The 19,964-nt window shown below is 69.7% G+C and carries 17 protein-coding genes, 1 pseudogene and 1 riboswitch; of the genes and pseudogenes, 13 read left to right on the top strand and 5 right to left on the bottom strand.

The features are described 5' to 3' along the window. Positions 1-41: 41 nt before the first annotated feature. A complete protein-coding gene (locus ACYJSS_RS21060) occupies positions 42-1,313 on the bottom strand; it encodes an esterase/lipase family protein (RefSeq protein ID WP_111260421.1) in 1,272 nt (423 codons plus the stop codon). A 101-nt stretch (positions 1,314-1,414) separates the two neighbouring features. On the opposite strand from ACYJSS_RS21060, the gene ACYJSS_RS21055 reads away from it, so the two are divergent. The 3 genes from ACYJSS_RS21055 to ACYJSS_RS21045 all read left to right on the top strand — a co-directional run bounded on the left by ACYJSS_RS21055 (position 1,415) and on the right by ACYJSS_RS21045 (position 3,500). Further along, complete coding sequence (locus ACYJSS_RS21055) at positions 1,415-2,122, top strand: DUF1963 domain-containing protein (protein ID WP_111260422.1); 708 nt, start codon at positions 1,415-1,417, stop codon at positions 2,120-2,122. Between the two features lie 43 nt (positions 2,123-2,165). After that, positions 2,166-2,732: a DUF4291 domain-containing protein gene (locus tag ACYJSS_RS21050; protein WP_111260423.1), complete on the top strand. Its 567-nt coding sequence runs from the start codon at positions 2,166-2,168 to the stop codon at positions 2,730-2,732. Between the two features lie 114 nt (positions 2,733-2,846). Beyond that, complete coding sequence (locus ACYJSS_RS21045; protein WP_111260424.1) at positions 2,847-3,500, top strand: peroxiredoxin; 654 nt, start codon at positions 2,847-2,849, stop codon at positions 3,498-3,500. 51 nt (positions 3,501-3,551) lie between these two features. Here the strand turns inward: ACYJSS_RS21045 and ACYJSS_RS21040 are convergent, their stop codons facing one another. Beyond that, the gene (locus tag ACYJSS_RS21040; protein WP_111260425.1) at positions 3,552-4,196 is read right to left on the bottom strand and encodes a class I SAM-dependent methyltransferase; all 645 of its coding nucleotides are present in this window, start codon (positions 4,194-4,196) and stop codon (positions 3,552-3,554) included. Positions 4,197-4,343: 147 nt separating this feature from the next. Here ACYJSS_RS21040 and ACYJSS_RS21035 point away from each other — a divergent pair, with 147 nt between their 5' ends. From ACYJSS_RS21035 to ACYJSS_RS21025, 3 genes and pseudogenes are all read left to right on the top strand, one after another. After that, complete coding sequence (locus ACYJSS_RS21035; protein ID WP_236204976.1) at positions 4,344-5,465, top strand: efflux RND transporter periplasmic adaptor subunit; 1,122 nt, start codon at positions 4,344-4,346, stop codon at positions 5,463-5,465. A gap of 1 nt (position 5,466) precedes the next feature. Continuing rightward, a pseudogene (locus ACYJSS_RS21030) lies at positions 5,467-8,517 on the top strand (efflux RND transporter permease subunit); the annotation flags it as partial. Between the two features lie 84 nt (positions 8,518-8,601). After that, a complete protein-coding gene (locus ACYJSS_RS21025; protein WP_373875105.1) occupies positions 8,602-9,747 on the top strand; it encodes an MFS transporter in 1,146 nt (381 codons plus the stop codon). 232 nt (positions 9,748-9,979) lie between these two features. Here the strand turns inward: ACYJSS_RS21025 and ACYJSS_RS21020 are convergent, their stop codons facing one another. Continuing rightward, the gene (locus ACYJSS_RS21020; protein ID WP_111260428.1) at positions 9,980-10,585 is read right to left on the bottom strand and encodes a glutathione S-transferase; all 606 of its coding nucleotides are present in this window, start codon (positions 10,583-10,585) and stop codon (positions 9,980-9,982) included. Here ACYJSS_RS21020 and ACYJSS_RS21015 point away from each other — a divergent pair. Beyond that, positions 10,584-11,168: a MarR family winged helix-turn-helix transcriptional regulator gene (locus ACYJSS_RS21015; protein ID WP_236204975.1), complete on the top strand. Its 585-nt coding sequence runs from the start codon at positions 10,584-10,586 to the stop codon at positions 11,166-11,168. The genes ACYJSS_RS21020 and ACYJSS_RS21015 overlap by 2 nt on opposite strands. Here ACYJSS_RS21015 and ACYJSS_RS21010 read toward each other — a convergent pair whose 3' ends face one another. Together ACYJSS_RS21010 and ACYJSS_RS21005 are read right to left on the bottom strand one after the other, a co-directional pair. After that, positions 11,169-12,197 carry a zinc-dependent alcohol dehydrogenase gene (locus tag ACYJSS_RS21010; RefSeq protein ID WP_236204974.1) on the bottom strand — a complete coding sequence of 343 codons (1,029 nt, stop codon included), beginning with the start codon at positions 12,195-12,197 and terminating at the stop codon, positions 11,169-11,171. 3 nt (positions 12,198-12,200) lie between these two features. Further along, positions 12,201-12,644, bottom strand: coding sequence for a PaaI family thioesterase (locus ACYJSS_RS21005; RefSeq protein WP_111263092.1), 444 nt, complete (start codon positions 12,642-12,644; stop codon positions 12,201-12,203). Positions 12,645-12,881: 237 nt separating this feature from the next. Then, positions 12,882-13,085: riboswitch (cobalamin riboswitch) on the top strand. A 108-nt stretch (positions 13,086-13,193) separates the two neighbouring features. Between ACYJSS_RS21005 and ACYJSS_RS21000 the strand changes: the two genes are divergently transcribed. The 6 genes from ACYJSS_RS21000 to sigJ all read left to right on the top strand — a co-directional run bounded on the left by ACYJSS_RS21000 (position 13,194) and on the right by sigJ (position 19,861). Next, positions 13,194-15,332, top strand: coding sequence for a TonB-dependent receptor (locus ACYJSS_RS21000; protein ID WP_111263093.1), 2,139 nt, complete (start codon positions 13,194-13,196; stop codon positions 15,330-15,332). A 22-nt stretch (positions 15,333-15,354) separates the two neighbouring features. Beyond that, positions 15,355-16,128, top strand: coding sequence for an ABC transporter ATP-binding protein (locus ACYJSS_RS20995; protein ID WP_111263094.1), 774 nt, complete (start codon positions 15,355-15,357; stop codon positions 16,126-16,128). Then, positions 16,125-17,090: an ABC transporter substrate-binding protein gene (locus ACYJSS_RS20990; protein ID WP_111263095.1), complete on the top strand. Its 966-nt coding sequence runs from the start codon at positions 16,125-16,127 to the stop codon at positions 17,088-17,090. Before ACYJSS_RS20995 ends, ACYJSS_RS20990 begins: the two co-directional genes overlap by 4 nt. After that, on the top strand, positions 17,087-18,109 hold the full coding sequence (locus ACYJSS_RS20985) for a FecCD family ABC transporter permease (protein WP_236204973.1): 1,023 nt from the start codon (positions 17,087-17,089) through the stop codon (positions 18,107-18,109). Before ACYJSS_RS20990 ends, ACYJSS_RS20985 begins: the two co-directional genes overlap by 4 nt. A 442-nt stretch (positions 18,110-18,551) precedes the next feature. Beyond that, positions 18,552-18,983: a carboxymuconolactone decarboxylase family protein gene (locus ACYJSS_RS20980; protein ID WP_111263097.1), complete on the top strand. Its 432-nt coding sequence runs from the start codon at positions 18,552-18,554 to the stop codon at positions 18,981-18,983. Next, positions 18,983-19,861: an RNA polymerase sigma factor SigJ gene (gene sigJ, locus ACYJSS_RS20975; protein WP_111263098.1), complete on the top strand. Its 879-nt coding sequence runs from the start codon at positions 18,983-18,985 to the stop codon at positions 19,859-19,861. The genes ACYJSS_RS20980 and sigJ overlap by 1 nt, the downstream gene beginning before the upstream one ends. Positions 19,862-19,964: the final 103 nt, after the last annotated feature.

The raw sequence follows: 19,964 nt of genomic DNA, 5'->3' as shown, positions 1-19,964 counted from the left end.
CCGGGCTTGAGCCCGGGAAGCTGCGGCTGCATCCGCCCTGCCTAGTCCGCGCAGCCCTGCTCGGGCAGCTCACTCAACGCCCGCTCCAGCAGCGCCGTGGCGCGGCGGCTGTGGAGGATGCCGGTGTGGCTCTCGTCGATCAGGTACAGCCGCTCGGCCTCGTCCTGGGCGGCGCTGCGCAGCTCGCTGGCCAACGGCACCACGCCATCGTTCGGCTCCGGTAGCAGGCGGCGGTTGCCCCCGTAGCTGACCAGCATCCACTGGCGGATATGCGCCGGCAGCGGCCTGGCGAACAGCGCCCGCAGGTAGGGGCTGCCCGGGGCCATGTCACGCCATACCGGCACCTCCAGCGGCACACGCTGTACCCCGGTGGCCGCCGAGGGATGCCCGTCCCAGGGCGTCGAAAGGGTGGCGAACAGGCACAGGCGCTGTGCCTCGTTCTCGGCGAGCAATTGCAGTGCCCGCCGCGCCACCAGGCCACCCATGCTGTGGGCGAACAGGTGCATGCGCCGTGGCGCCAGGCGCAGCAGCATGTCGCGCATGGCGATGCTGAGCATGTAGGCGCTGTTGCGCAGGGGCAGCCCGCTCGGATAGTGGAACAGCACCAGCTGGAAGCGCCTCAGGTCGAGGCTCGCGGCCAGCGCCTGCCAGTCACGGGGCGAGGCGTTGATGCCGTGCACCAGGATGACCGGCTCCTTGGCCGGGTCCCAGGGCGCCAGCAGGTACAGGCCGTAGCCCACCTCGCGCATGAAACTGAGCGGCTGCCAGGCGCCCAGCCGGATGTGCCGGTCGTCGAAGCGCGGGTCGGTGAACTCCACCACCTGCAGGTAGTTGCGCTGCAGGCGCGGCTGCTCGCGGTAGAGCACCTCCAGGCGCAGGTCGAGCCTGGGCGGGTCGGCGCCGCCGGCCACCTGGAGATCCAGGGTATTGAGCTGCGCCAGGCGCGCGCGCTCGGCCAGGTCCGGCTGCACGGTGAGCGGCGCATGGCGGGCCCGGGGTAGCCAGTGGCGCGGCTCGTCTCGATCCAGGGCGAAATTGCCGTTGCGATCGTCGAAGGCCAGCAACTGGTAGTCGCCCGGCGCCTGGGTGAAGTAGAAGGCCTCGCCCGGCGCGACGATGCGGTAGGCGACGAAGCCGCCCTTGCCATCCAGCAGCGCCACCAGCGCGTTGCGCCCGGAATCCGTGGCCAGCAGCCGCCCCGCCACCACCACCAGCTCCTGGCGGGCCTGCTGCATTTCCCTGTCCACCTCCAGCAGGCTGCAGCCGCCGCAGGCGACCGCCACCAGCACCAGGACCATCCGCAGAACGGCCATCCGCTTCGCCTCATCCTCGTCCTGCAAGCAAGCCTAGTCGGATCGGCCCGGGCCACCGCAGAATAGGCGCTGCGAAATTCACCACCGGTCAGGGACGACAGATGCACGACAACGACGAAATCCAGGCGATCCGCCACCTGTTGGCCCGCCCCGCCACGCGTTTCAGCGCCGGCGGCTTCCGCCCCACCCAGGCCGACGAGGAAAGCTGGCTGGGCCGGGTCTTCCTGTTCCGCCCCGACGAAGGCATCCCGCTCGACGCGGCAGGGGACGCGATGCTGCCGCTCGCCCAGTTCCACCTGCCCAGCCTGCCGGTCAACCACCCGCTACTGGCGGATGTGCGGGTGCTGGCCCTGTTCATCTCCGCCGAGTTCGGCCAGCCGCTGGAACCCATGGGCGCCCACTGGCTCATCCGCGAATACGGTCACCACGAAACACTGCAGCGCAAGGAGCTGGCCGCGCCGGCGTCCTTCATCAAGCCCTTCCCGCTCAAGGCCGAACGGCTGGACGAGGACTACCCGCTGTGGGACGGCGGCGGCGTGCCGGCGGACCTGGAAGAGCGCATCCTCGAACTGGAACGCCAAGGCACGATCGACAGCTACTACGACATCGTCAGCCACTGCCACGACCACAAGATCGGCGGCTACCCCTCCTTCTGCCAATCGGGCATCGACCCGGGGAAGGGCTTCGAATTCGTCTTCCAGATCTCCTCCGACGCGAAGATCAACCTCAACGTCGTCGACAGCGGCAGCCTGATGTTCTGGAAGCACCGCAGCAGCGGCGAATGGGCGCTCTACTACGACTTCTACTGAACCCCAGCCCCCTCACCCACGGTTCATCCCAACGCAGGACCCCATGCAGGCCATCCCCCAGAAACAGATCAGGGCCCACTACGACGCCCGCACCCTCCGCGTCTACCAGGCCTACTCCGACGTCATCGCCGACAGCGCGCTGGCCCACGGCACCTTCGTCTCGCCGCCGTTCAAGCTGGAGCGCATGACCTGGATAAAGCCCTCCTTCCTCTGGATGATGTACCGCGCCGGCTGGGGCCTGAAGGACGCCGGGCAGAAGCGCATCCTCGCCATCGACATCAGCCATGAAGGCTTCGCCTGGGCCCTGGCCAACAGCTGCCCCAGTCATCCGCAGCCGGGTCAGGGCAAGGAGGAATGGGAGCGCATCAAGAACGCCTCCCCGGTGCGCATCCAGTGGGACCCGGAACGCAACCTGCACCTCGAGCCCCTGCCCCACCGCGCCATCCAGGTCGGCCTGGGCCCGGAGGCTTCACGGCGCTACGTGGCGCAATGGATCCAGCGCATCACCGAGGTCACCGGCCTGGCCCATGAAATCCACGCCCTGGTGCAGGCCGGGGAGCTGCAGGAAGCGCAGCGCAGGCTGCCCGAGGAACGCGAATACATCCCTTGAAACACCTGCGCCTCCAGCCCGGCCGGCGGCCTGCCGCAAACGCATAGCACCTTCGCGAAACCCGTCTACGCTGACCCTCGACCTGCCCGCCATCCACTTCAGGAGGACACCACCATGGCATTGCGCATCAACGATCTGGTCCCCGATTTCAAGGCCGAAACCGACCAGGGCGCCATCAGCTTCCACGACTGGATAGGCTCCGACTGGGCCATCCTCTTCTCCCATCCCAAGGACTTCACCCCGGTGTGCACCACCGAGTTCGGCGCCGTGGCCCAACTGGCCGCCGAGTGGGCCAAGCGCGGCACCAAGGTGATCGGCGTCTCGGTGGACGGGGTGCAGGCGCACCAGAAGTGGAAAGGCGACATCGAGGCCTTCTGTGGCGCCGACGCCAGCTTCCCGATCATCGCCGACGAGTCCCTGGCCGTGTCCAAGGCCTTCGACATGCTGCCCGCCGAGGCCTACCTGCCCGATGGCCGCACCGCCGCCGACACCGCCACGGTGCGCTCGGTGTTCATCATCGGCCCCGACAAGAAGCTCAAGCTGTCCATGACCTACCCGATGTCGGTGGGCCGCAACTTCGCCGAGGTGCTGCGCGCCCTCGACGCCCTGCAGCTGACCTACAACGTGCCGCTGGCCACCCCGGCCAACTGGACCACGGGCCAGGACGTGATCGTCGCCCTCGCGCTGAACGACGATCAGGCCCGCGAGAAGTACGGCACCATCGACATCAAGCTGCCCTACCTGCGCACCACCGCCGCACCGAAGTAACCCCGCCACGAACGGTGGGCCGCGCCTCGTCGGCCCACCCATGGCCCGGCGTCAGTCCGGGGCCACCGCCTCGCTCCTGCGCCACACGCTCGCCACCCAGGGCTGCTGCTCACGGGGCAGGCCCGCCGGGCGGTAGTAGTGCTCCAGCTCCTCGAAACCCGCCGCCTCCACCAGGGCCTTCCAGGTCGGGAAGTCGTGCCAGGCGCCATAGCGGTTGCCGCTCCAGCCTTCCTGGTTGTCCCCGCGCGGGTTGGAGGCGAACAGCACCCCGCCCGGCTTCAGCGTCGCGCGCAGCTGGCGCAGCACCCGCGGCAGCTCCTGCCCGGGCACGTGGAACAGCGTGGCATTGGCGAACACGCCATCGAAGCGCCCGGCCGGCAGTTGCAGGTCGAGGAACGACTGCTGCCACACCTCGCACCCGGAATCCGCGCGCGCCATCGCGACGAAGCGCTCGGCACCGTCTAGCCCCACCGGCTCGTGGCCCAGGGCGCGGAACGTGCGCAGGTCGCGCCCCGGCCCGCAGCCGAAATCGAGGATGGCGAAAGGCGGGGTCCCGTGGATATGGCGCAGGAGCGCCCCGATGTTCTGGCTCACATCGTGGTCGCGGGTGTTCTCGCGGAAGCCTTCGGCGTTCTGGTTGTAGTCATCCAGCGTGGTGGTGGCGAGGCTGGCGAGTTCGTCGGGCTGCAGGGGCATCGGGGCGTCTCGTGGGAAGGACCGGGGATTCTACCTGTCCCGGCCAGGCGCCTCACCGCCCTTTTAAATGACGAACGACATCTATTCGAAAATTAATATTACGCATATCATCCAACCCATCGAAGGCATCCCCGAGAGTGCAGGACCATGAACCGACACGCGCCGACCCTCCGCCCCCTGGCCCTGCTGGCAGCGCTGCTGGCCGTCGCCGGCTGCAACAGCCAGGCCGACACCCGGGCCGCCGCCAACGGCCCGCAGCCACGTCCGGTTCTGGCCGCGCAGGTGGAAAGCACCAGCCGCCACGAGGCCGCCTACACCGGCGTGGTGGCGGCGCGCACCGAAAGCGACCTGGGCTTTCGCGTCGGCGGCAAGGTGATCGAACGCCGCGTCGACCCCGGTGCCCGCGTGGCCAAGGGCGACACCCTGCTGGTGCTAGATATCGAGGACTTCGACCTGGCCCTGCGCGCCGCCAACAACCGCGTCAGCGCCGCCCGCGCACAGCTGCGCCAGGCCCGGGACGACGAAAGCCGCTACCGCCGCCTGTCCACCACCGGCGCCGTGTCGCGCCAGGTGTTCGACCAGGCCGCCACCAACCTGCGCGTGGCCGAGGCCGAACTGGCCGCCGCCAGCTCCGAAGCCAGCCAGGTGCAGAACCGCCGCAGCTACTCGACCCTCAAGGCCGATGGCGACGGCATCATCACCGACGTGCGCGCCGAGCGCGGCCAGGTCGTCGCCGAAGGGCAGATCGTCGCCCGCCTGGCCCACGACGGTGCCCGCGAAGCGGTGATCGACCTCCCGGAAACCCAGCGCGCCCTGGCCGGCAGCAGCGCCCTCGCCTACCCCTTCGACGCCCGCGAGCAGGCGGTCAAGGCCACCCTGCGCGAGCTTTCCGCCTCCGCCGACCCGGTCACCCGCACCTACCGCGCCCGCTACATCCTCGACGGCACGGCCGAGCGCTTCAGCATCGGCTCGACCATCACCGTGCGCCTGCAGAGCGAGCAGGCCGAGCTGCTGCGCGTGCCCATCGGCGCCCTGCACAACCCGGGTGCCGGCAGCGGCGTCTGGGTCATAGGCGAGGACGACAGCGTGCACTTCGCCCCGGTGAAGGTCGCCCGCCTCGGCCAGGAGTACGCCCTGCTGGAAGGCGGCGTGAGCGCCGGCCAGCGCGTCGTCGCCCTTGGCGCGCACCTGCTGCACGAAGGCGACAAGGTGCGCCTGCTGCCCGGACAGGCCCTGGCGCTGGCCCGCCAGAACGACGAGGTGCGCTGAGATGCGCGGCCTCAATCTCTCCGAGATCGCCGTACGCAACCCGGCAGTGACCCTGTTCCTGATCATCGCGGTGATCCTTTCCGGGGTCTTCGCCTTCGGCAAGCTCGGCCGCGCCGAAGACCCCTCCTTCACCGTCAAGACCATGACCGTCACCGCCGCCTGGCCCGGCGCCACCGCGCGGGAGATGCAGGAACAGGTCGCCGACCGCCTGGAGAAGCGCCTGCAGGAGCTGGACTTCTACGACCGCGTGGAAACCATCGCCCAGCCCGGCTTCGTCTCGATGAAGGTGCAGTTCCTCGAATCCACCCGCCCCGGCGACATCCAGGAGCTGTTCTACCAGACCCGCAAGAAGCTCAGCGACGAGGCCGCCCGCCTGCCCCGCGGCGTGCAGGGCCCGTTCTTCAACGACGAGTATTCCGACGTCTACTTCGCCCTCTACGCCCTGGAAGCCAAGGACCTGCCCCACCGCGAGCTGGTGAAGATGGCCGAGGACCTGCGCCAGGGCTTCCTGCGCCTGCCGGGGGTGAAGAAGGTCAACATCCTCGGCGAGCAGGCCCAGCGCGTGTTCGTCGAATTCTCCTACCAGCGCCTGGCCACCCTCGGCATCAAGCCGGAGCAGATCTTCGCCGCCCTGGCCGCGCAGAATGGCGTCTCCCCCGCCGGCTTCGTCGAAACCGCCGGGCCGCGCGCCTACATCCGCATCGACGGCGCCTTCGACACCCTCGCGCTGATCGAGAACGTGCCCATCGCCGCCGGCGGCAGGGTGCTGCGCATCGCCGACGTGGCCACCGTCAGCCGCGGCTACGAGGACCCCGCCAGCTACCGCATCCGCCACCAGGGCGACCCGGCGCTGATGCTCGGGGTGATCATGGAGCCGCACTTCAACGGCCTCGACCTGGACCGCACCCTGCAGGCCGAGGAAGACCGCATCCACGCCGACCTGCCCCTGGGCGTCAGCTTCGACAAGGTCTCCGACCAGGCGAAGAACATCCGCCTGGCGGTGGACGAATTCATGCTCAAGTTCTTCGTCGCCCTGGCCGTGGTCATGCTCATCAGCCTGCTCGCCCTGGGCTTCCGCGTCGGCCTGGTGGTGGCTGCGGCGGTGCCGCTGACGCTGTCCATCGTCTTCGTCATCATGCTGATGACCGGCCGCGAGTTCGACCGCATCACCCTCGGCGCGCTGATCCTCTCCCTCGGCCTGCTGGTGGACGACGCCATCATCGCCATCGAGATGATGGTGGTGAAGCTGGAGGAAGGCTTCGACCGCATGAAGGCCGCCACCTTCGCCTGGAGCTCCACCGCCGCGCCCATGCTCACCGGCACCCTGGTGACCATCATCGGCTTCCTGCCGGTGGGCTTCGCCCGCTCCGGTGCCGGGGAATACGCCGGCAACATCTTCTGGATCGTCGGCTTCGCGCTGATCGCCTCCTGGCTGGTGGCCGTGGTGTTCACGCCCTACCTGGGGGTGAAGATGCTGCCGCGCATCGCCCCGGTGCCCGGCGGCCACGACGCCCTCTACGCCGGCCCCTGGTATGCGCGCCTGCGCCGCCTGGTCAGCGCCTGCGTCGAGCACCGCTGGCGGGTCACCGCCCTGGTGCTCGGCGCCTTCGTGCTCTGCGTGCTGGGCATGGGCGCGGTGAAGAAGCAGTTCTTCCCCAACTCCGACCGCTCCGAGCTGATCCTCGAGGTGTACATGCCGCCGGGCAGCGCCTTCAAGGCCACCGAAGCGGTGGTCGCCCAGGTGGAAACCGCGCTGCTGGAAGAGCCACAGACGAAGCTGGTGGACGCCTATGTCGGCGGCGGCGCACCGCGCTTCTTCCTCTCGCTGAACCCGGAACTGCCGGACCCGGCCTTCGCCAAGCTCATCGTGCAGACCGCCAGCGCCCACGACCGCGACGCCCTCAAGGCGCGCATGCGCGAACGCATCGCCGCCGGTGAATTCCCCTCGGCACGGGTGCGCGTCACCCAGTTGCTGTTCGGCCCGCCGGTGCCCTTCCCCGTGGTGTTCCGCGTGGCCGGGCCGGATGCCGACGTACTGCGCGGCATCGCCGAGGACGTGCGCCAGGTGGTGGCCGCCAACGCCCTGACCCGCGACAGCTTCCTCGACTGGGGCGAGCGCACCAGCGCCTACCGCCTGGTGCTCGACCAGGACCGCCTGCGCCTGCTCGGCTTCACCCCCGACCAGGTGCGCAGCCAGGTCAACGCCCTGCTCACCGGCAACACCGTCACCGAGGTGCGCGAAGGCACCCGCAATGTGCTGGTCGTCGCCCGGGCACTGGATGACCAGCGCGAGAACCTCGGCAACCTCGCCGACCTGACCCTGACCAACGCCGCCGGGCAATCCGTGGCGCTGGAACAGGTCGGGCGTTTCCAGGCGGTGATGGAGGACCCGGTGCTCAAGCGTCGCGACCGCGACATCACCTTCGAAGTGCGCGCCGACATCGTCGACGGCACCCAGCCCCCGGACGTGGAAATGGCCGTGTGGCGCGACCTGCAGCCGCTGCTGGCGCAGCTGCCTTCCGGCTACCGGGTGGAGATCGCAGGGCCCGTGGAGGAAAGCGCCAAGGCCAACAAGGCCCTGGCCGCGCTGTTCCCCATCATGATCCTGCTGACCCTGGTGGTGATCATGTTCCAGGTGCGCTCCTTCGGCGTGATGTTCATGGTCTTCGCCACCGCGCCGCTGGGCCTGATCGGCGCCGTACCGACCCTGCTGCTGTTCGACCAGCCCTTCGGCTTCAACGCCATCCTCGGGCTGATCGGCATCGGCGGCATCCTCATGCGCAACACGCTGATCTTCACCGACCAGATCCGCCAGAACCGCGAGGCCGGCCAGGACGTGCGCGAAGCCATCATCGAAGCCACGGTGCGCCGCGCCCGCCCGGTGGTGCTCACCGCCCTGGCAGCGGCCCTGGCCTTCATCCCGCTGACGCTCTCGGTGTTCTGGTCGTCCCTGGCCTTCGTGCTGATCGGCGGCGTGCTGGTCGGCACCCTGCTCACCCTGCTGTTCCTGCCGGCACTGTGCACCCTGGTGCTGGTGCGCAAACCCCGTCGCCCACCGGAGGACTCATCCGTGGACGCCACCCGCCGCTCCGGCCTGCTGCTGACCCTGCTCATCGTCCTCTGCGGCCTGGGCGAGATGTCCACCCAGATGCTGCTGCCCAGCCTCGCCGCCATCGAGCACGGCCTGGCGGCAGCGCCCGGCTCATCCCTAGTGGCGCTCTCGGTGTTCGTCGGTGCCTTCGGCGTCGGCCAGCTGTTCTTCGGCCCGCTGTCGGACCGCATCGGCCGCAAGCCGGTGCTGCTGGCGGGGGTCGCCACCTACGTGCTGGCCTCGCTGTGGATGGCCTTCGCCCATTCCATGCCGGAGTTCATCGCTGGGCGCGCCCTGCAGGGCCTCGGCGCCTGCGCGGCGCTGGTGGTGGCCCGGGCCATCGTGCGCGACGTGTGGCGCGAGAAGGCCGGCCCGATCATGGCCCTCACCGTGATCGGCATGCTCTGCACCATCATGCTGTCGCCGGTCATCGGCGGTCTGATCGCCGCCAAGGCCGGCTCCTGGCGGGCGGTGGTGGTGGCCACGGTGATCATCGGCATCCTCGCCCTGCTCGCCTGCACCCTGCTCTACCGCGAAAGCAACCAGGCCAAGGACCCACTCGCCGGGCGCCTGGCCACCCTCGCCGGCAACTACCGCGAACTGCTCAAGGGGGCCGAGGTGCGTGCCTTCTCCTTCGCCATCGCCGGCACCTACGGCGCCATGTTCTGCGTGATCGCCGGTTCCTCGCGGGTGTTCGTCGGCCAGCTCGGCCTGAGCCCCACCCAGTACGGGCTGGTCTTCGGCGGCATCGTCTCGGGGTTGATCACCGGCGCCATCCTCAGCAACCGCCTCATCATGAAATGGGGCCCGGCGCGCCTGGTGGGCATCGGCACCGCGCTGGTGGCCACCGGTGCGCTGATCACCCTCGCCGTGCTGCTCGCCGCCGGCCCTTCGGTGCCCGGCCTGCTGCTGCCGCAGGTGCTGCTCACCCTCGGTGCCGGCATGGTGCTGCCCGGCTCGGTGGCCGGCGCGGTGATCCCCAACCCGACCCGCGCGGGGCTCGCCGCCGGCTTCATCGGCTTCGCCCAGATGGCCGGTGCCACGCTCTCAGGCCTGCTGCTCAGCGCCCTGCAGAACGACAGCGCGCTGCCGATGATCGGCCTCAACGTCACCTTCGCCCTCGCCGCCTTCGGCCTGTTCCGCCTGGCCCGGGCGCACCAGGCACGCGCCGTGGCGCTGGCGACGGACTGAGGGCGACTCACGAGCGGAGCTCGCTCCTGCGGGAAGCATCACGACCGTGGGAGCGAATTCATGGGCTCTGTGGTGAACGTGATGCGAAGCCTCAAGCACGGTGCCTTGCGGGGCATTTATGGCGTCCCGTCACGGCCACCGCGTGGGTTTCGCTTCGCTCTACGCCACCCTACGCAAGCCACTGCGCCCGGAGCGCAGTGCGCACATCGACGAAGGTTCTGGCGAAGAGGTGTCAGGCCGGCACCGTCGCCTTCATCGAGTCGCGCTCGGAGAAGGTGGCGAAGAAGCGCTCCAACCCCGGGTGGCCCTGGCGCCAGCCGAGGTCGGAGAGGCGGAAGTCGAGGTAGCCGAGCGCGCAACCCACGGCGATCTGGGCGATGTCCAGCGGGCCGTGGAGCTGGTCGGCGATGGCTTCGAGGGCATCCAGCGCGCGATGGATCTTGCCCAGCTGGCCGTCCTTCCAGTCCTGCCACTGCAGCGCTTCGGGGCGGATGGCGCCCTCGTAGCGCACCAGCAGCGCCGCATCCATCAGGCCGTCGGCCAGGGCCGCACGGGTCAGGCAGGTCCAGCGCTCGGCACCATGGGGGAAGAAGGCGTCGCCGCTCTGCAGGGCATCGAGGTATTCGCAGATGACGCGGCTGTCGAACAGCGCCTCGCCCTCGCTCGTGATCAGCACCGGGATCTTGCCCAGCGGGTTGGCGCGGTTGACCTCGGCGTTCTCCTTGATCGGCAGCACGGCGGTATCGAGCATCTCGATGCCAGCCGCCAGGCCGGATTCCAGCGCCAGCACCCGGACCTTGCGAGCGAAGGGGGACGCCCCTGCGTAGATCAGTTTCATGTCTTCAATGCTCCTGTTCGCGGGCCGGCCCAATGCCGGCGCCCGCTGTCGTTGCAACTGGACCACCACCGGCGGCGCCGGTAGCATCCCCGCCCATCGCGCCCGGGAGCTGCCCATGGTCATCGACAGGAAAATCAAACTGGACTCCGCAGACATCAGACGCCTGGACGACCTGGATGTCGCGCTGGAGTTGCTGCACTTCGGCTTCCGCGGCCTCACCCTGGACGCCGACGCCTACCTGGAAACCCTCGGCCTGTCGCGCGTCCACCACCGCATCCTCTACGCCATCCGGCGCGTCGAAGGCATCAACGTCGGCGAGCTGGCCGCCCTCCTCGGTGTCAGCAAGCAGGCACTGCACCGCCCGCTGACCCACCTCTTCGAACGCGCCCTGGTGACCCAGCAACGCGACCCGGAACAGCACCGCTACAAGCGTCTCTCCCTCAGCCCGGAAGGCCATGACGTGGAGCGCCGCGCCACCGACCTGGAACGCCAGGCCATCCGCGCCGCGCTGGACACCACCGACACCGACGGCCGGGTCGCCTGGCACTCGGTCATGCAATCCCTGGCCGCCCGCCTCGACTGATCAACCCGCCGTGGTGATGCGTTCGCGCACCACGATGCACTTGGCCAGCGGCCGGATCAATGCCTCGGTGGCCTCTTCCCAGGGCACCACGCTGGGGCTCACCAGCAGCGGGTCGCAATGGCCCTGCTCCACCAGCTCCAGCACCCGGGGGATGTGCGGACGCACGCTGCAGGCGCCGACCGAAAGGGTGACGTCGCGCATGTACAGGCCGAACAGCGGGATGGCCGGGTCCTCGAAGATGATGCCGATGCACGAGCAATGCCCGCCCGGCGCCAGCGCCAGCAGGCCGGTACGCAGCGCCTGCGGGTCGCGGGTGGCCGACACCACCAGGTCGTAGCGTTCGTTCAGCGCGCCATCGGCTCCGCTGCGCAGGGTCGCGCCACTGCGCACGGCCAGCTCGTCGCGGTAGCCGTCGCCATCCAGGTAATCCACCTCGGCCGCCCCGGCGGCGCGGGCCATCTGCACCGCGAGGATGCCCAGGCTCTCGGTGCCGCCCACCACCAGCACCCTCGCCTCCTCCCGTGTCGCCAGCGGGCGGCTGGTGGCCACCCAGGCATCGGTGAGGTTGTCGCTGGCGCTGGCCACGGCCACCGGGTCCAGCCCCGGGGGCAGCGGTACCAGCATGGCGTCGGCGAAAGGCACCCGCACCACCTCGGAGAACAGCCCGCCCCAGTGCCCGCCCGCCGGCACGCCATAGGCCGCATGCCGGGCGACGCCCGTGCAGGCCGTACTGCGCCCGGCCAGGCATTGGCGGCAGGTGCCGCAGGCGATCTTCCAGGGCACCGAGACCAGGTCGCCGCGCTTGACCGTGCCCACCTGCGCGCCCACGTCCAGCACCTCGGCCACGCATTCGTGGCCCAGGGCGAAGGGCGGCTTGAACGGTGTCAGCCCGGCGATCAGGCGCCGGTCGAGGTCGCAGGAGGCCGAGGCGATGGGCCGCACCAGCGCCGCCAGCGGCGAATCCAGCACCGGTGACGGCGCCTCCTCCCAGGCCAGGCGCCCCGCGCCCTTGACGATGAGTTCGCGCATGGCTCAGTCCCTCACGCTGAAGGTGGTGGTGGCGCGGGCACAGAGCGTGCCGGCGGCATCGCGGATATGGGCATCGCAGAACGCCAGGCTGCGGGTGCGCTCCACCACCCAGCCCTCCACGCTGTACACCTCGCCGGCCTTGAGCGGGCGCAGGTACTTCACGCCCAGGTCCACCGTCGAATACCGCGTATCGCCGGGCAGCGTGGTGAACAGCGCCAGGCCCGCGGCACCGTCCAGGCAGGTGGCGGCGAAACCGCCGTGTACGGTGTTCGCCGGGTTGAGGTGACGTACATCCGGCCGCGCCTCGATGAAGATACGCCCGGGCTCGACGCCCACCGCCTTCATCGCCATGGTCTCGCCGATGGAGGGCGCGGGCAGCTTGCCGTCGATCACCGCCTGGAGGATCTGCAGGCCGGAAGGGATGGATCTGTTCGGGGTATCGGTCATCTCGAGGCTCCTGGCTCTGCCGGGGTCGGCGAGCGGTTTCGGGGGGATGGCGGGCGGCCCTGCGAGGGAATCGCCCTGCAGCCCGTGGACGGACGATACGTGAGCGCAGAATCTCAAATCAACATTGTTGATATGACAATAAGGAAGGCATTCCGGCAACGTCGCTACGGCTCTGGGAAGGGGGATTGCGCCATCCCGCGCACGATTTCAACGTTGACGCCCGAGCGCGCGGATGGTCATATGCGCGCCGTTCCAGGTGTCCCACGCCGTCGTGCGTGGGGTTAAACGGGAAGCCGGTGCGTCCATCAGGACCAGTCCGGCGCTGCCCCCGCAACGGTAAGCGAGCGCTGCATCCGATACGCCACTGTGCCCATGGCATGGGAAGGCGGATGCGACGTGATCCTCGCAAGCCCGGAGACCGGCCTGGAGCATCGATAGGCAAACCCGCGGTGGGCGGGCACGGGCCGGTTTCTCGCACGGGTGCACGCGCCCGCGCGCGCCTTTGCATTCCCTCCGGGCTCCATTCATTCCTGACGTGATAGGAACGACATGACCCGTACCTTCAGCTCCAACGCTCCGGCGAGCGCCGCCCTCGGCCTGCTCGCGCTGTCCATTTCCCTCGCCCTGCACGCCGAAGACGGCACCCTGGCGCTACCGGCCACCGCCGTCACCGACCAGGCGGACGACACGACCATCCGCCTCGACACGCCCGTGCCCGCCGGCTCGCGCCTGGGCCTCTCCGCCCTGGAAACCCCGGCCAGCACCAGCGCCATCAGCGGCGACGAAGTGCGCGCACGCAACAACGCCACCGTGCAGGACGCCGTGACCCGCAGCCCCGGCATCACCCACATCGGCACCCCCGGCAACGGCGGCACCGCCCTCTCGGCCCGGGGCTTCACCGGCCACGCCTCGGTGATGCAGCTGTACGACGGCACGCGCTTCTACACCGGCATGGGCACCACCACCTTCCCCACCGACCCGTGGATGGTCGAACGCATCGACGTGATCCGTGGCCCGGCCTCGGTGCTCTACGGCGAAGGCGCCACGGGCGCGGTGATCAACGTGGTGCCGAAGAAGCCCTTCGACGGCGAGATCCGCAACCGCCTGCGCCTGGGCTACGGCTCCGACGACCGCCAGCAGATGGCCCTGGACAGCGGCGGCTCGCTCACCGACACCCTCAGCTACCGCCTCAACCTCAACCGCGAAACCAGCCACGGCTGGATCGACCGGGGCGACTCGAAGAACCTCGGCCTCAGCGCCGCCCTGCGCTGGCAGGCCAGCGACGACCTGGCCTTCACCCTGGCCCATGACCAGGGCGACCTCACGCCGATGAACTACTTCGGCACGCCGCTGATCGACGGCCACCTACGCGACAGCCTGAAGGAGAAGAACTACAACCTGCACAACGCCGAGCAGCACTACAACGACCAGTGGACCCGGCTCGTCACCGACTGGACGCCCGGCGAAGGCTTCAGCGCCAGCAACCAGCTCTACCACATCAAGAGCCGCCGCTACTGGCGCAACGCCGAGGCCTACACCTGGGACGCCGGCCGGGGCCAGCTGGAGCGCGCCGAGAACCTGCGCATCAAGCACGAGCAGGAGCAGATCGGCGACCGCCAGACCTTCACCTTCGACCACTCGTTGTTCGGCCTCGACAGCCGCACCCTGGTCGGCGGCGAGTTCAACCGCATCCGCTTCGACCTGCTGAACAACTCGCCCTACACCGACATCGGCGGCGACTACGTCGACCCCTGGAACCCCGCGCCCGGCTACTACCAGAGCGCCTCGGCCTACCGCCCGCACTCGCGCAGCGAAACCCGCACCGCCGCGCTGTTCGCCGAGAACCGCACCCAGCTCGGCGAGCGCTGGTCCGTGGTCACCGGCCTGCGCCGCGACCAGAACCACGTCGACCGCACCGACCTGCGTGCCAACAGCCGCAGCGACCGCAGCATCCAGGGCGGCAACTGGCGCGCCGGCCTGGTGTTCGCCGCCACCCCGCAGCTGTCCTTCTATGGCCAGTACTCCACCAGCGAGGACGGCGTCAGCAACCTCATCACCCTCAGCCCCACCCAGCAACAGATGGACCTGACCGAGTCGAAGCAGACCGAGTTCGGCCTCAAGCAACAGTTCTGGGACGGGCGCGGCGAATGGACCCTGGCCGCCTACCACATCGTCAAGAAGAAGCTGCTCTCTCGTGAATCGGTGACCCGCCCCACCCAGCAGATCGGCCAGCAGTCTTCCGACGGCCTGGAGGCGACCCTGGAACTGGCCCTGGAGCAGGGCTGGCACGTCTCGGCCAACGCCTCGCTGCTGCGCGCCGAATACGACGACTTCAACGAATCCGTCGGCGGCCAGCTCGTCTCCCGGTCCGGCAACCGCCCCACCGACGTGCCACGGCGCACCGCCAACCTCTGGGTCAGCAAGGCACTCGGCCATGACCTGGACGCCGGCATCGGCGCGCGCTACGTCGATGCCCGCTATGCCGACGCCGCCAACACCGTGAAGGTGCCCGGCTACACCGTGCTCGACGCCAACCTCGGCTGGCAGGTGCTGCCGGACACGCGCCTGGGGCTGGAGCTGAACAACCTGCTCGACCGCCGCTACGCCGTCACCCAGCAGAACGGCGGCCAGCAATGGCTGCTGGGCCAGCCCCGTTCCTTCTTCGTCACCGCCGACTACAGCTTCTGATCCGGCGAAAGGAGTGCCCGGCATGCCCTCACTGAACATCAGCGACCTCGCCTGGGCACCCGACGCTCGCCCCCGTTGGCTTCTGCAGGGCATCGACCTGCAGGTGCGCGAGGGCGAGTTCGTCGGCCTCATCGGCCCCAACGGCAGCGGCAAGACCAGCCTGCTGCGCTGCGCCTACCGCGCCGAGCGCCCGGCCGCCGGCTGGGTGGCGCTGGATGGCGAGGACCTCTGGCGACGCACCCCGCGCTGGAGCGCGCAACGCATCGCCGTGGTGCTGCAGGAATTCCCCCAGGACTTCGGCCTCGCCGTGGCCGAGGTGGTCGCCATGGGCCGTTCGCCGCACAAGGGCCTGTTCGATGGCGACGATGCCGAAGACGCCGCGTTGGTCGCCGAGGCGCTGGCCACCGTGGGCATGGGCGGCTTCCACGCGCACCCCTTCGCCCGCCTCTCCGGCGGCGAGAAGCAGCGCGTGCTGCTGGCCCGCGCCCTGGTCCAGCGCCCCGGCCTGCTGCTGCTCGACGAGCCCACCAACCACCTCGACCCGCGCTACCAGCTGGAGCTGCTGCACCAGCTGCGGCGCCTGCGCCTGAGCACCCTGGCCAGCTTCCACGACCTCAACCTGGCGGCGGCCTTCTGCGACCGCCTCTACGTCCTCGACCAAGGCCGCGTGGTGGCCAGCGGGACGCCCACCGACGTGCTCACCGCCGAGCTGCTGCAACAGGTGTTCGGCGTGCACGCGCTGGTGGACCGCCACCCCCTCGCCGACCACCCGCGCATCACCTGGATCAGCCCATGAAGCCTTCATCGATCGCCCTGCTCGCCCTGCTCCTGGCCCCCCTCGCCCAGGCCACCGACTACCCGCTGCGCGTCACCAGCTGCGACCGCCAGGTGGTGTTCGAGCGCGCGCCGCAGCGGGCGGTGAGCCAGGACATCAACCTCACCGGCATGATGGTCGCCCTCGGCCTGCAATCGCGCATGGTCGGCTACAGCGGCATCAGCGGCTGGAAGACCCCGGACGCCCGGCTGATGGCCGCCCTGGGCGACCTGCCGGAGCTGGCGCGCAAATACCCCTCCATCGAAACGCTGCTCAACGTCGATGCCGACTTCTTCTTCGCCGGCTGGAACTACGGCATGCGCGTGGGCGGCGAGGTCACCCCGGCCACCCTCGCGCCCCTGGGCATCCCGGTGTACGAGCTGAGCGAATCCTGTGCCCACGTGATGCCGCGCGAGGCGGCGAGCCTGGAAGACCTCTACCGCGACCTCGACAACCTCGGCCGCATCTTCGACGTCGAGGCCCGCGCCAACGCCCTGGTCGCCGCCCTGCGCACGCGCCAGGCCGAGGTGGCCAGGCGCCTGGCCAACGGTGGCGAGGCGCCCCGGGTGTTCCTCTACGACAGCGGCGAGGACCGCCCCTTCACCTCTGGCCGCCTGGGCATGCCCCAAGCGATCATCACCGCCGCCGGCGGCCACAACCTGATGGACGACCTCGCCGCCAGCTGGACCCAGGTCAACTGGGAAACCGTGGTCGAGCGCGACCCGCAGGTGATCCTGATCGTCGACTACGGCGAACGCAGCTGGCAGCAGAAGCGCGACTTCCTCCTCGCCCACCCGGCCCTGCAATCGGTCGAGGCGATCCGCGAGCAGCGCTTCCTGGTCCTGCCCTACCTCGCCGTCACCCCCTCGGTGGAGAACATCGAGGCCATCGAGACCCTGGCCGCCGGCCTGCACCCCGAACGCTTCGCCGGGAAGGCGCCATGAGCCCGGTGCGCACGCCCGGCGCCTACCGCCTGCTGCTGCTCGGCCTCGTCGTGGCGCTGGTGCTCTCCTGCATCGCCGCCCTGGGCTTCGGCCCGGCCGCGGTGCCCCAGGCACATGTCTGGGGCATCCTCGCCGAGCGCCTGGGCATGAGCGCTGCGGGCGACTGGAGCCGGGGCCAGGAACACATCGTCTGGCTGATCCGCGCACCCCGGGTGCTGCTCGGGGCGCTGGTCGGTGCCGGCCTGGCCCTGGTGGGTGGCGCACTGCAGGCGGCCACGCGCAATCCGCTGGCCGACCCGCACCTGCTCGGGGTCAGCTCCGGCGCGGCCCTGGGCGCGGTGCTGGTGCTGCTCTACCTGGGCGAATTCATCGGTGTGCTCAGCCTGCCCCTGGCCGCCTTCGTCGGCGCACTGGGCAGCATGCTACTGGTGCTGGCCATCGCCAGCCGCCACGGCCGCCTGGAAAGCGATCGCCTGCTGCTGGCGGGTGTCGCCGTGTCCTTCCTGTGCATGGCGCTGGTCAACCTGCTGCTGTTCCTCGGCGACCACCATGCCGCCAGCTCGGTGGTGTTCTGGATGCTCGGCGGGCTCGGTGCCGCACGCTGGGAGCTGCTCTGGCCGCCGGCACTGTGCCTGGTGCTGGGCCTGGTCGCCCTGCTCGCCCAGGCCCGGGGGCTGAACGCCCTGATGGCCGGCGAGCAGACCGCCATCAGCCTGGGCTTCAGCGCCCGCCGGGTACGCCTGCAGGTGTTCCTCTGCGCCTCGCTGCTCACCGGCGTGCTGGTGGCCCTGAGCGGCGCCATCGGCTTCATCGGCCTGATGCTGCCGCACCTGGCGCGCCGCCTGGTGGGCGCCGAACACCGTCGCCTGCTGCCGGTGGCCGCCCTGCTCGGCGCGCTGTTCCTGGTCTGGGTCGACGTCGCCGCCCGCACCCTGGTCGCCCCCGAGGACCTGCCCATCGGCATCGCCACCGCCGCCATCGGCGGGCTGTTCTTCGTGGGCCTGCTGCGCCGGCGTTGAAGGGACGTCATCAGCCCCGCCGATGACTCCGCCCGATGGGTTTCGCTCCGCTCTACCCATCCTACGAGGTGCCGCCTGGCGTACCGAAAAGCTGAGGCGCACCTCGTCCCTGTAGGGGCGTTGTCGGCTGCTCCAGCGTTCTTCGCCCAGCACCTCACCACGTGGTGCGCACGGACCTTCCTAGGATGGGTCGGGCGGCGTTCCGCGAGCGAAGCGAAACCCATGCGGTAGAGGTGGCAGAAGTCCATAGATGCCCGGAAACCACCGTACTTGAGGATTTGCTTTAAACCCCAATAACCAACGCAGACAGAACCCATCCATTCGCCCGCAGGGCTGTCCCCCCTCCCCCGCAAAAATTATTTTCCCCACCACGTCACAACCCCACAGGCTGATCCGTCGAGTCATCAAAGGGGCCACTCCGGCCCCCTGACGGAGACGAAGAATGAGCGATACCCGCGCCGTGCGTTACGAACAGGAAATCCCCCAGGTGCTGGCCGTGCTGGGCAGCGTCCATGCCGAGCTGGACAAGCTCGGCCTGCCCCGCGCCCTGGTGCATCTGGTCCACCTGCGTGCCTCGCAACTCAACGGCTGCGCCTTCTGCGTGCGCATGCACACCCGCGAGGCCCGCGAAGGCGGCGAGACCAGCGAGCGCCTGGACCGCCTGGTGGTGTGGCGCCATTCGGGGGATTTCAGCGCCGCCGAGAAGGCCGCCCTGGCCTGGACCGAGGCGCTGACCCGCATCGACGACGAGCGCGACTACGCCGCCCTGCGCCAGGCATTGCGCGAACGCTTCGACGAAACGCAGATCAGCGCATTGACCACCCAGGTGGCGATGATCAACCTGTGGAACCGTATCCAGGTGTCGAAGCATTGATGCAGACCCGAGCCCACCTCGAACTCTTCCAGCAGCACCGCCCGCGCCTGCTCGGCCTCGCCTATCGCATCCTCGGCTCGCGCGCCGACGCCGAGGATGCGTTGCAGGACTGCTGGCTGAAGTGGCAGGAGGCCGATCTTGCCGGCCTCGACAACCCGGCCGCCTGGCTGACCACCCTGTGCACACGCCGCTGCATCGACCTGCTGCGCTCGGCCCGGCGCACGCGGGTGGACTACGTCGGTTCCTGGCTGCCGGAGCCCATCCACGGCCTGGCGGAAGACGGCCCCGACGAGGGCATGGTCCTGGCCGCCTCGCTGCAGACCGCCTTCCTGCTGGTGCTGGAGCGCCTGTCGCCGAAGGAACGTGCCGCCTACCTGCTGCACGACATCTTCGAGCGTCCCTATGCCGAGGTGGCCGGCATCCTCGCCGTGCAGGAGTCCGCCTGCCGCAAGCTGGTGTCACGGGCGCGCACCAATGTCGAGGACGCGCGGGTGCGCCACGTCACCCCGGTGGAACGCCAGGAACAGTTGCTGGCGGCCTTTCGCGATGCCATCGAGGGCGGCAACAGCAGCGCCCTGGCCGGCCTGCTGGGCGCCGAGGTGGAGCTGCGCGCCGATGGCGGCGGCAAGGTGCCCACCCTCCGCGAGACCCTGCATGGACGCGAGGCGGTGCTGGGCTTCATCGAGCAGTCCCTGCGCCTGTACTGGGGCGAGTACCGATGGCAGGAGACGGAGATCAACGGCAGCCGTGGCGTCATCCTCCGCCACGGCGACGCCATCGCCGCCAGCGTCTCCTTCGGCTACGACGAGAGCGGCGCGTTGCAGCAGATCTTCATCATGCGCAACCCGGACAAGCTGGCGGGGCTGCCTGTGCGCTGAGGCTAAGCCCGGTGGCCTCTGCAGGGGCGACTTCAGTCGCCCAGCGGTGCGCAGCACCGCCCTGCCGGAGGAGGGGCGCGAGCAGAGCTCGCTCCTACAGAGG

The sequence above is a fragment of the Pseudomonas sp. No.21 genome (assembly GCF_054558415.1).
The sequence above is the reverse complement of the archived record's forward strand: the minus strand, read 5'-3'. Positions and strand labels throughout refer to the sequence as shown.

What these genes read in the sequence shown, in the direction of transcription:
- ACYJSS_RS21060 (WP_111260421.1), bottom strand. Translation starts at nt 1,313, where the DNA reads ATGGCCGTTCTGCGGATGGTCCTGGTGCTGGTGGCGGTCGCCTGCGGC.
- ACYJSS_RS21055 (WP_111260422.1), top strand. Translation starts at nt 1,415, where the DNA reads ATGCACGACAACGACGAAATCCAGGCGATCCGCCACCTGTTGGCCCGC.
- ACYJSS_RS21050 (WP_111260423.1), top strand. Translation starts at nt 2,166, where the DNA reads ATGCAGGCCATCCCCCAGAAACAGATCAGGGCCCACTACGACGCCCGC.
- ACYJSS_RS21045 (WP_111260424.1), top strand. Translation starts at nt 2,847, where the DNA reads ATGGCATTGCGCATCAACGATCTGGTCCCCGATTTCAAGGCCGAAACC.
- ACYJSS_RS21040 (WP_111260425.1), bottom strand. Translation starts at nt 4,196, where the DNA reads ATGCCCCTGCAGCCCGACGAACTCGCCAGCCTCGCCACCACCACGCTG.
- ACYJSS_RS21035 (WP_236204976.1), top strand. Translation starts at nt 4,344, where the DNA reads ATGAACCGACACGCGCCGACCCTCCGCCCCCTGGCCCTGCTGGCAGCG.
- ACYJSS_RS21025 (WP_373875105.1), top strand. Translation starts at nt 8,602, where the DNA reads ATGTCCACCCAGATGCTGCTGCCCAGCCTCGCCGCCATCGAGCACGGC.
- ACYJSS_RS21015 (WP_236204975.1), top strand. Translation starts at nt 10,584, where the DNA reads ATGTCTTCAATGCTCCTGTTCGCGGGCCGGCCCAATGCCGGCGCCCGC.
- ACYJSS_RS21020 (WP_111260428.1), bottom strand. Translation starts at nt 10,585, where the DNA reads ATGAAACTGATCTACGCAGGGGCGTCCCCCTTCGCTCGCAAGGTCCGG.
- ACYJSS_RS21010 (WP_236204974.1), bottom strand. Translation starts at nt 12,197, where the DNA reads ATGCGCGAACTCATCGTCAAGGGCGCGGGGCGCCTGGCCTGGGAGGAG.
- ACYJSS_RS21005 (WP_111263092.1), bottom strand. Translation starts at nt 12,644, where the DNA reads ATGACCGATACCCCGAACAGATCCATCCCTTCCGGCCTGCAGATCCTC.
- ACYJSS_RS21000 (WP_111263093.1), top strand. Translation starts at nt 13,194, where the DNA reads ATGACCCGTACCTTCAGCTCCAACGCTCCGGCGAGCGCCGCCCTCGGC.
- ACYJSS_RS20995 (WP_111263094.1), top strand. Translation starts at nt 15,355, where the DNA reads ATGCCCTCACTGAACATCAGCGACCTCGCCTGGGCACCCGACGCTCGC.
- ACYJSS_RS20990 (WP_111263095.1), top strand. Translation starts at nt 16,125, where the DNA reads ATGAAGCCTTCATCGATCGCCCTGCTCGCCCTGCTCCTGGCCCCCCTC.
- ACYJSS_RS20985 (WP_236204973.1), top strand. Translation starts at nt 17,087, where the DNA reads ATGAGCCCGGTGCGCACGCCCGGCGCCTACCGCCTGCTGCTGCTCGGC.
- ACYJSS_RS20980 (WP_111263097.1), top strand. Translation starts at nt 18,552, where the DNA reads ATGAGCGATACCCGCGCCGTGCGTTACGAACAGGAAATCCCCCAGGTG.
- sigJ (WP_111263098.1), top strand. Translation starts at nt 18,983, where the DNA reads ATGCAGACCCGAGCCCACCTCGAACTCTTCCAGCAGCACCGCCCGCGC.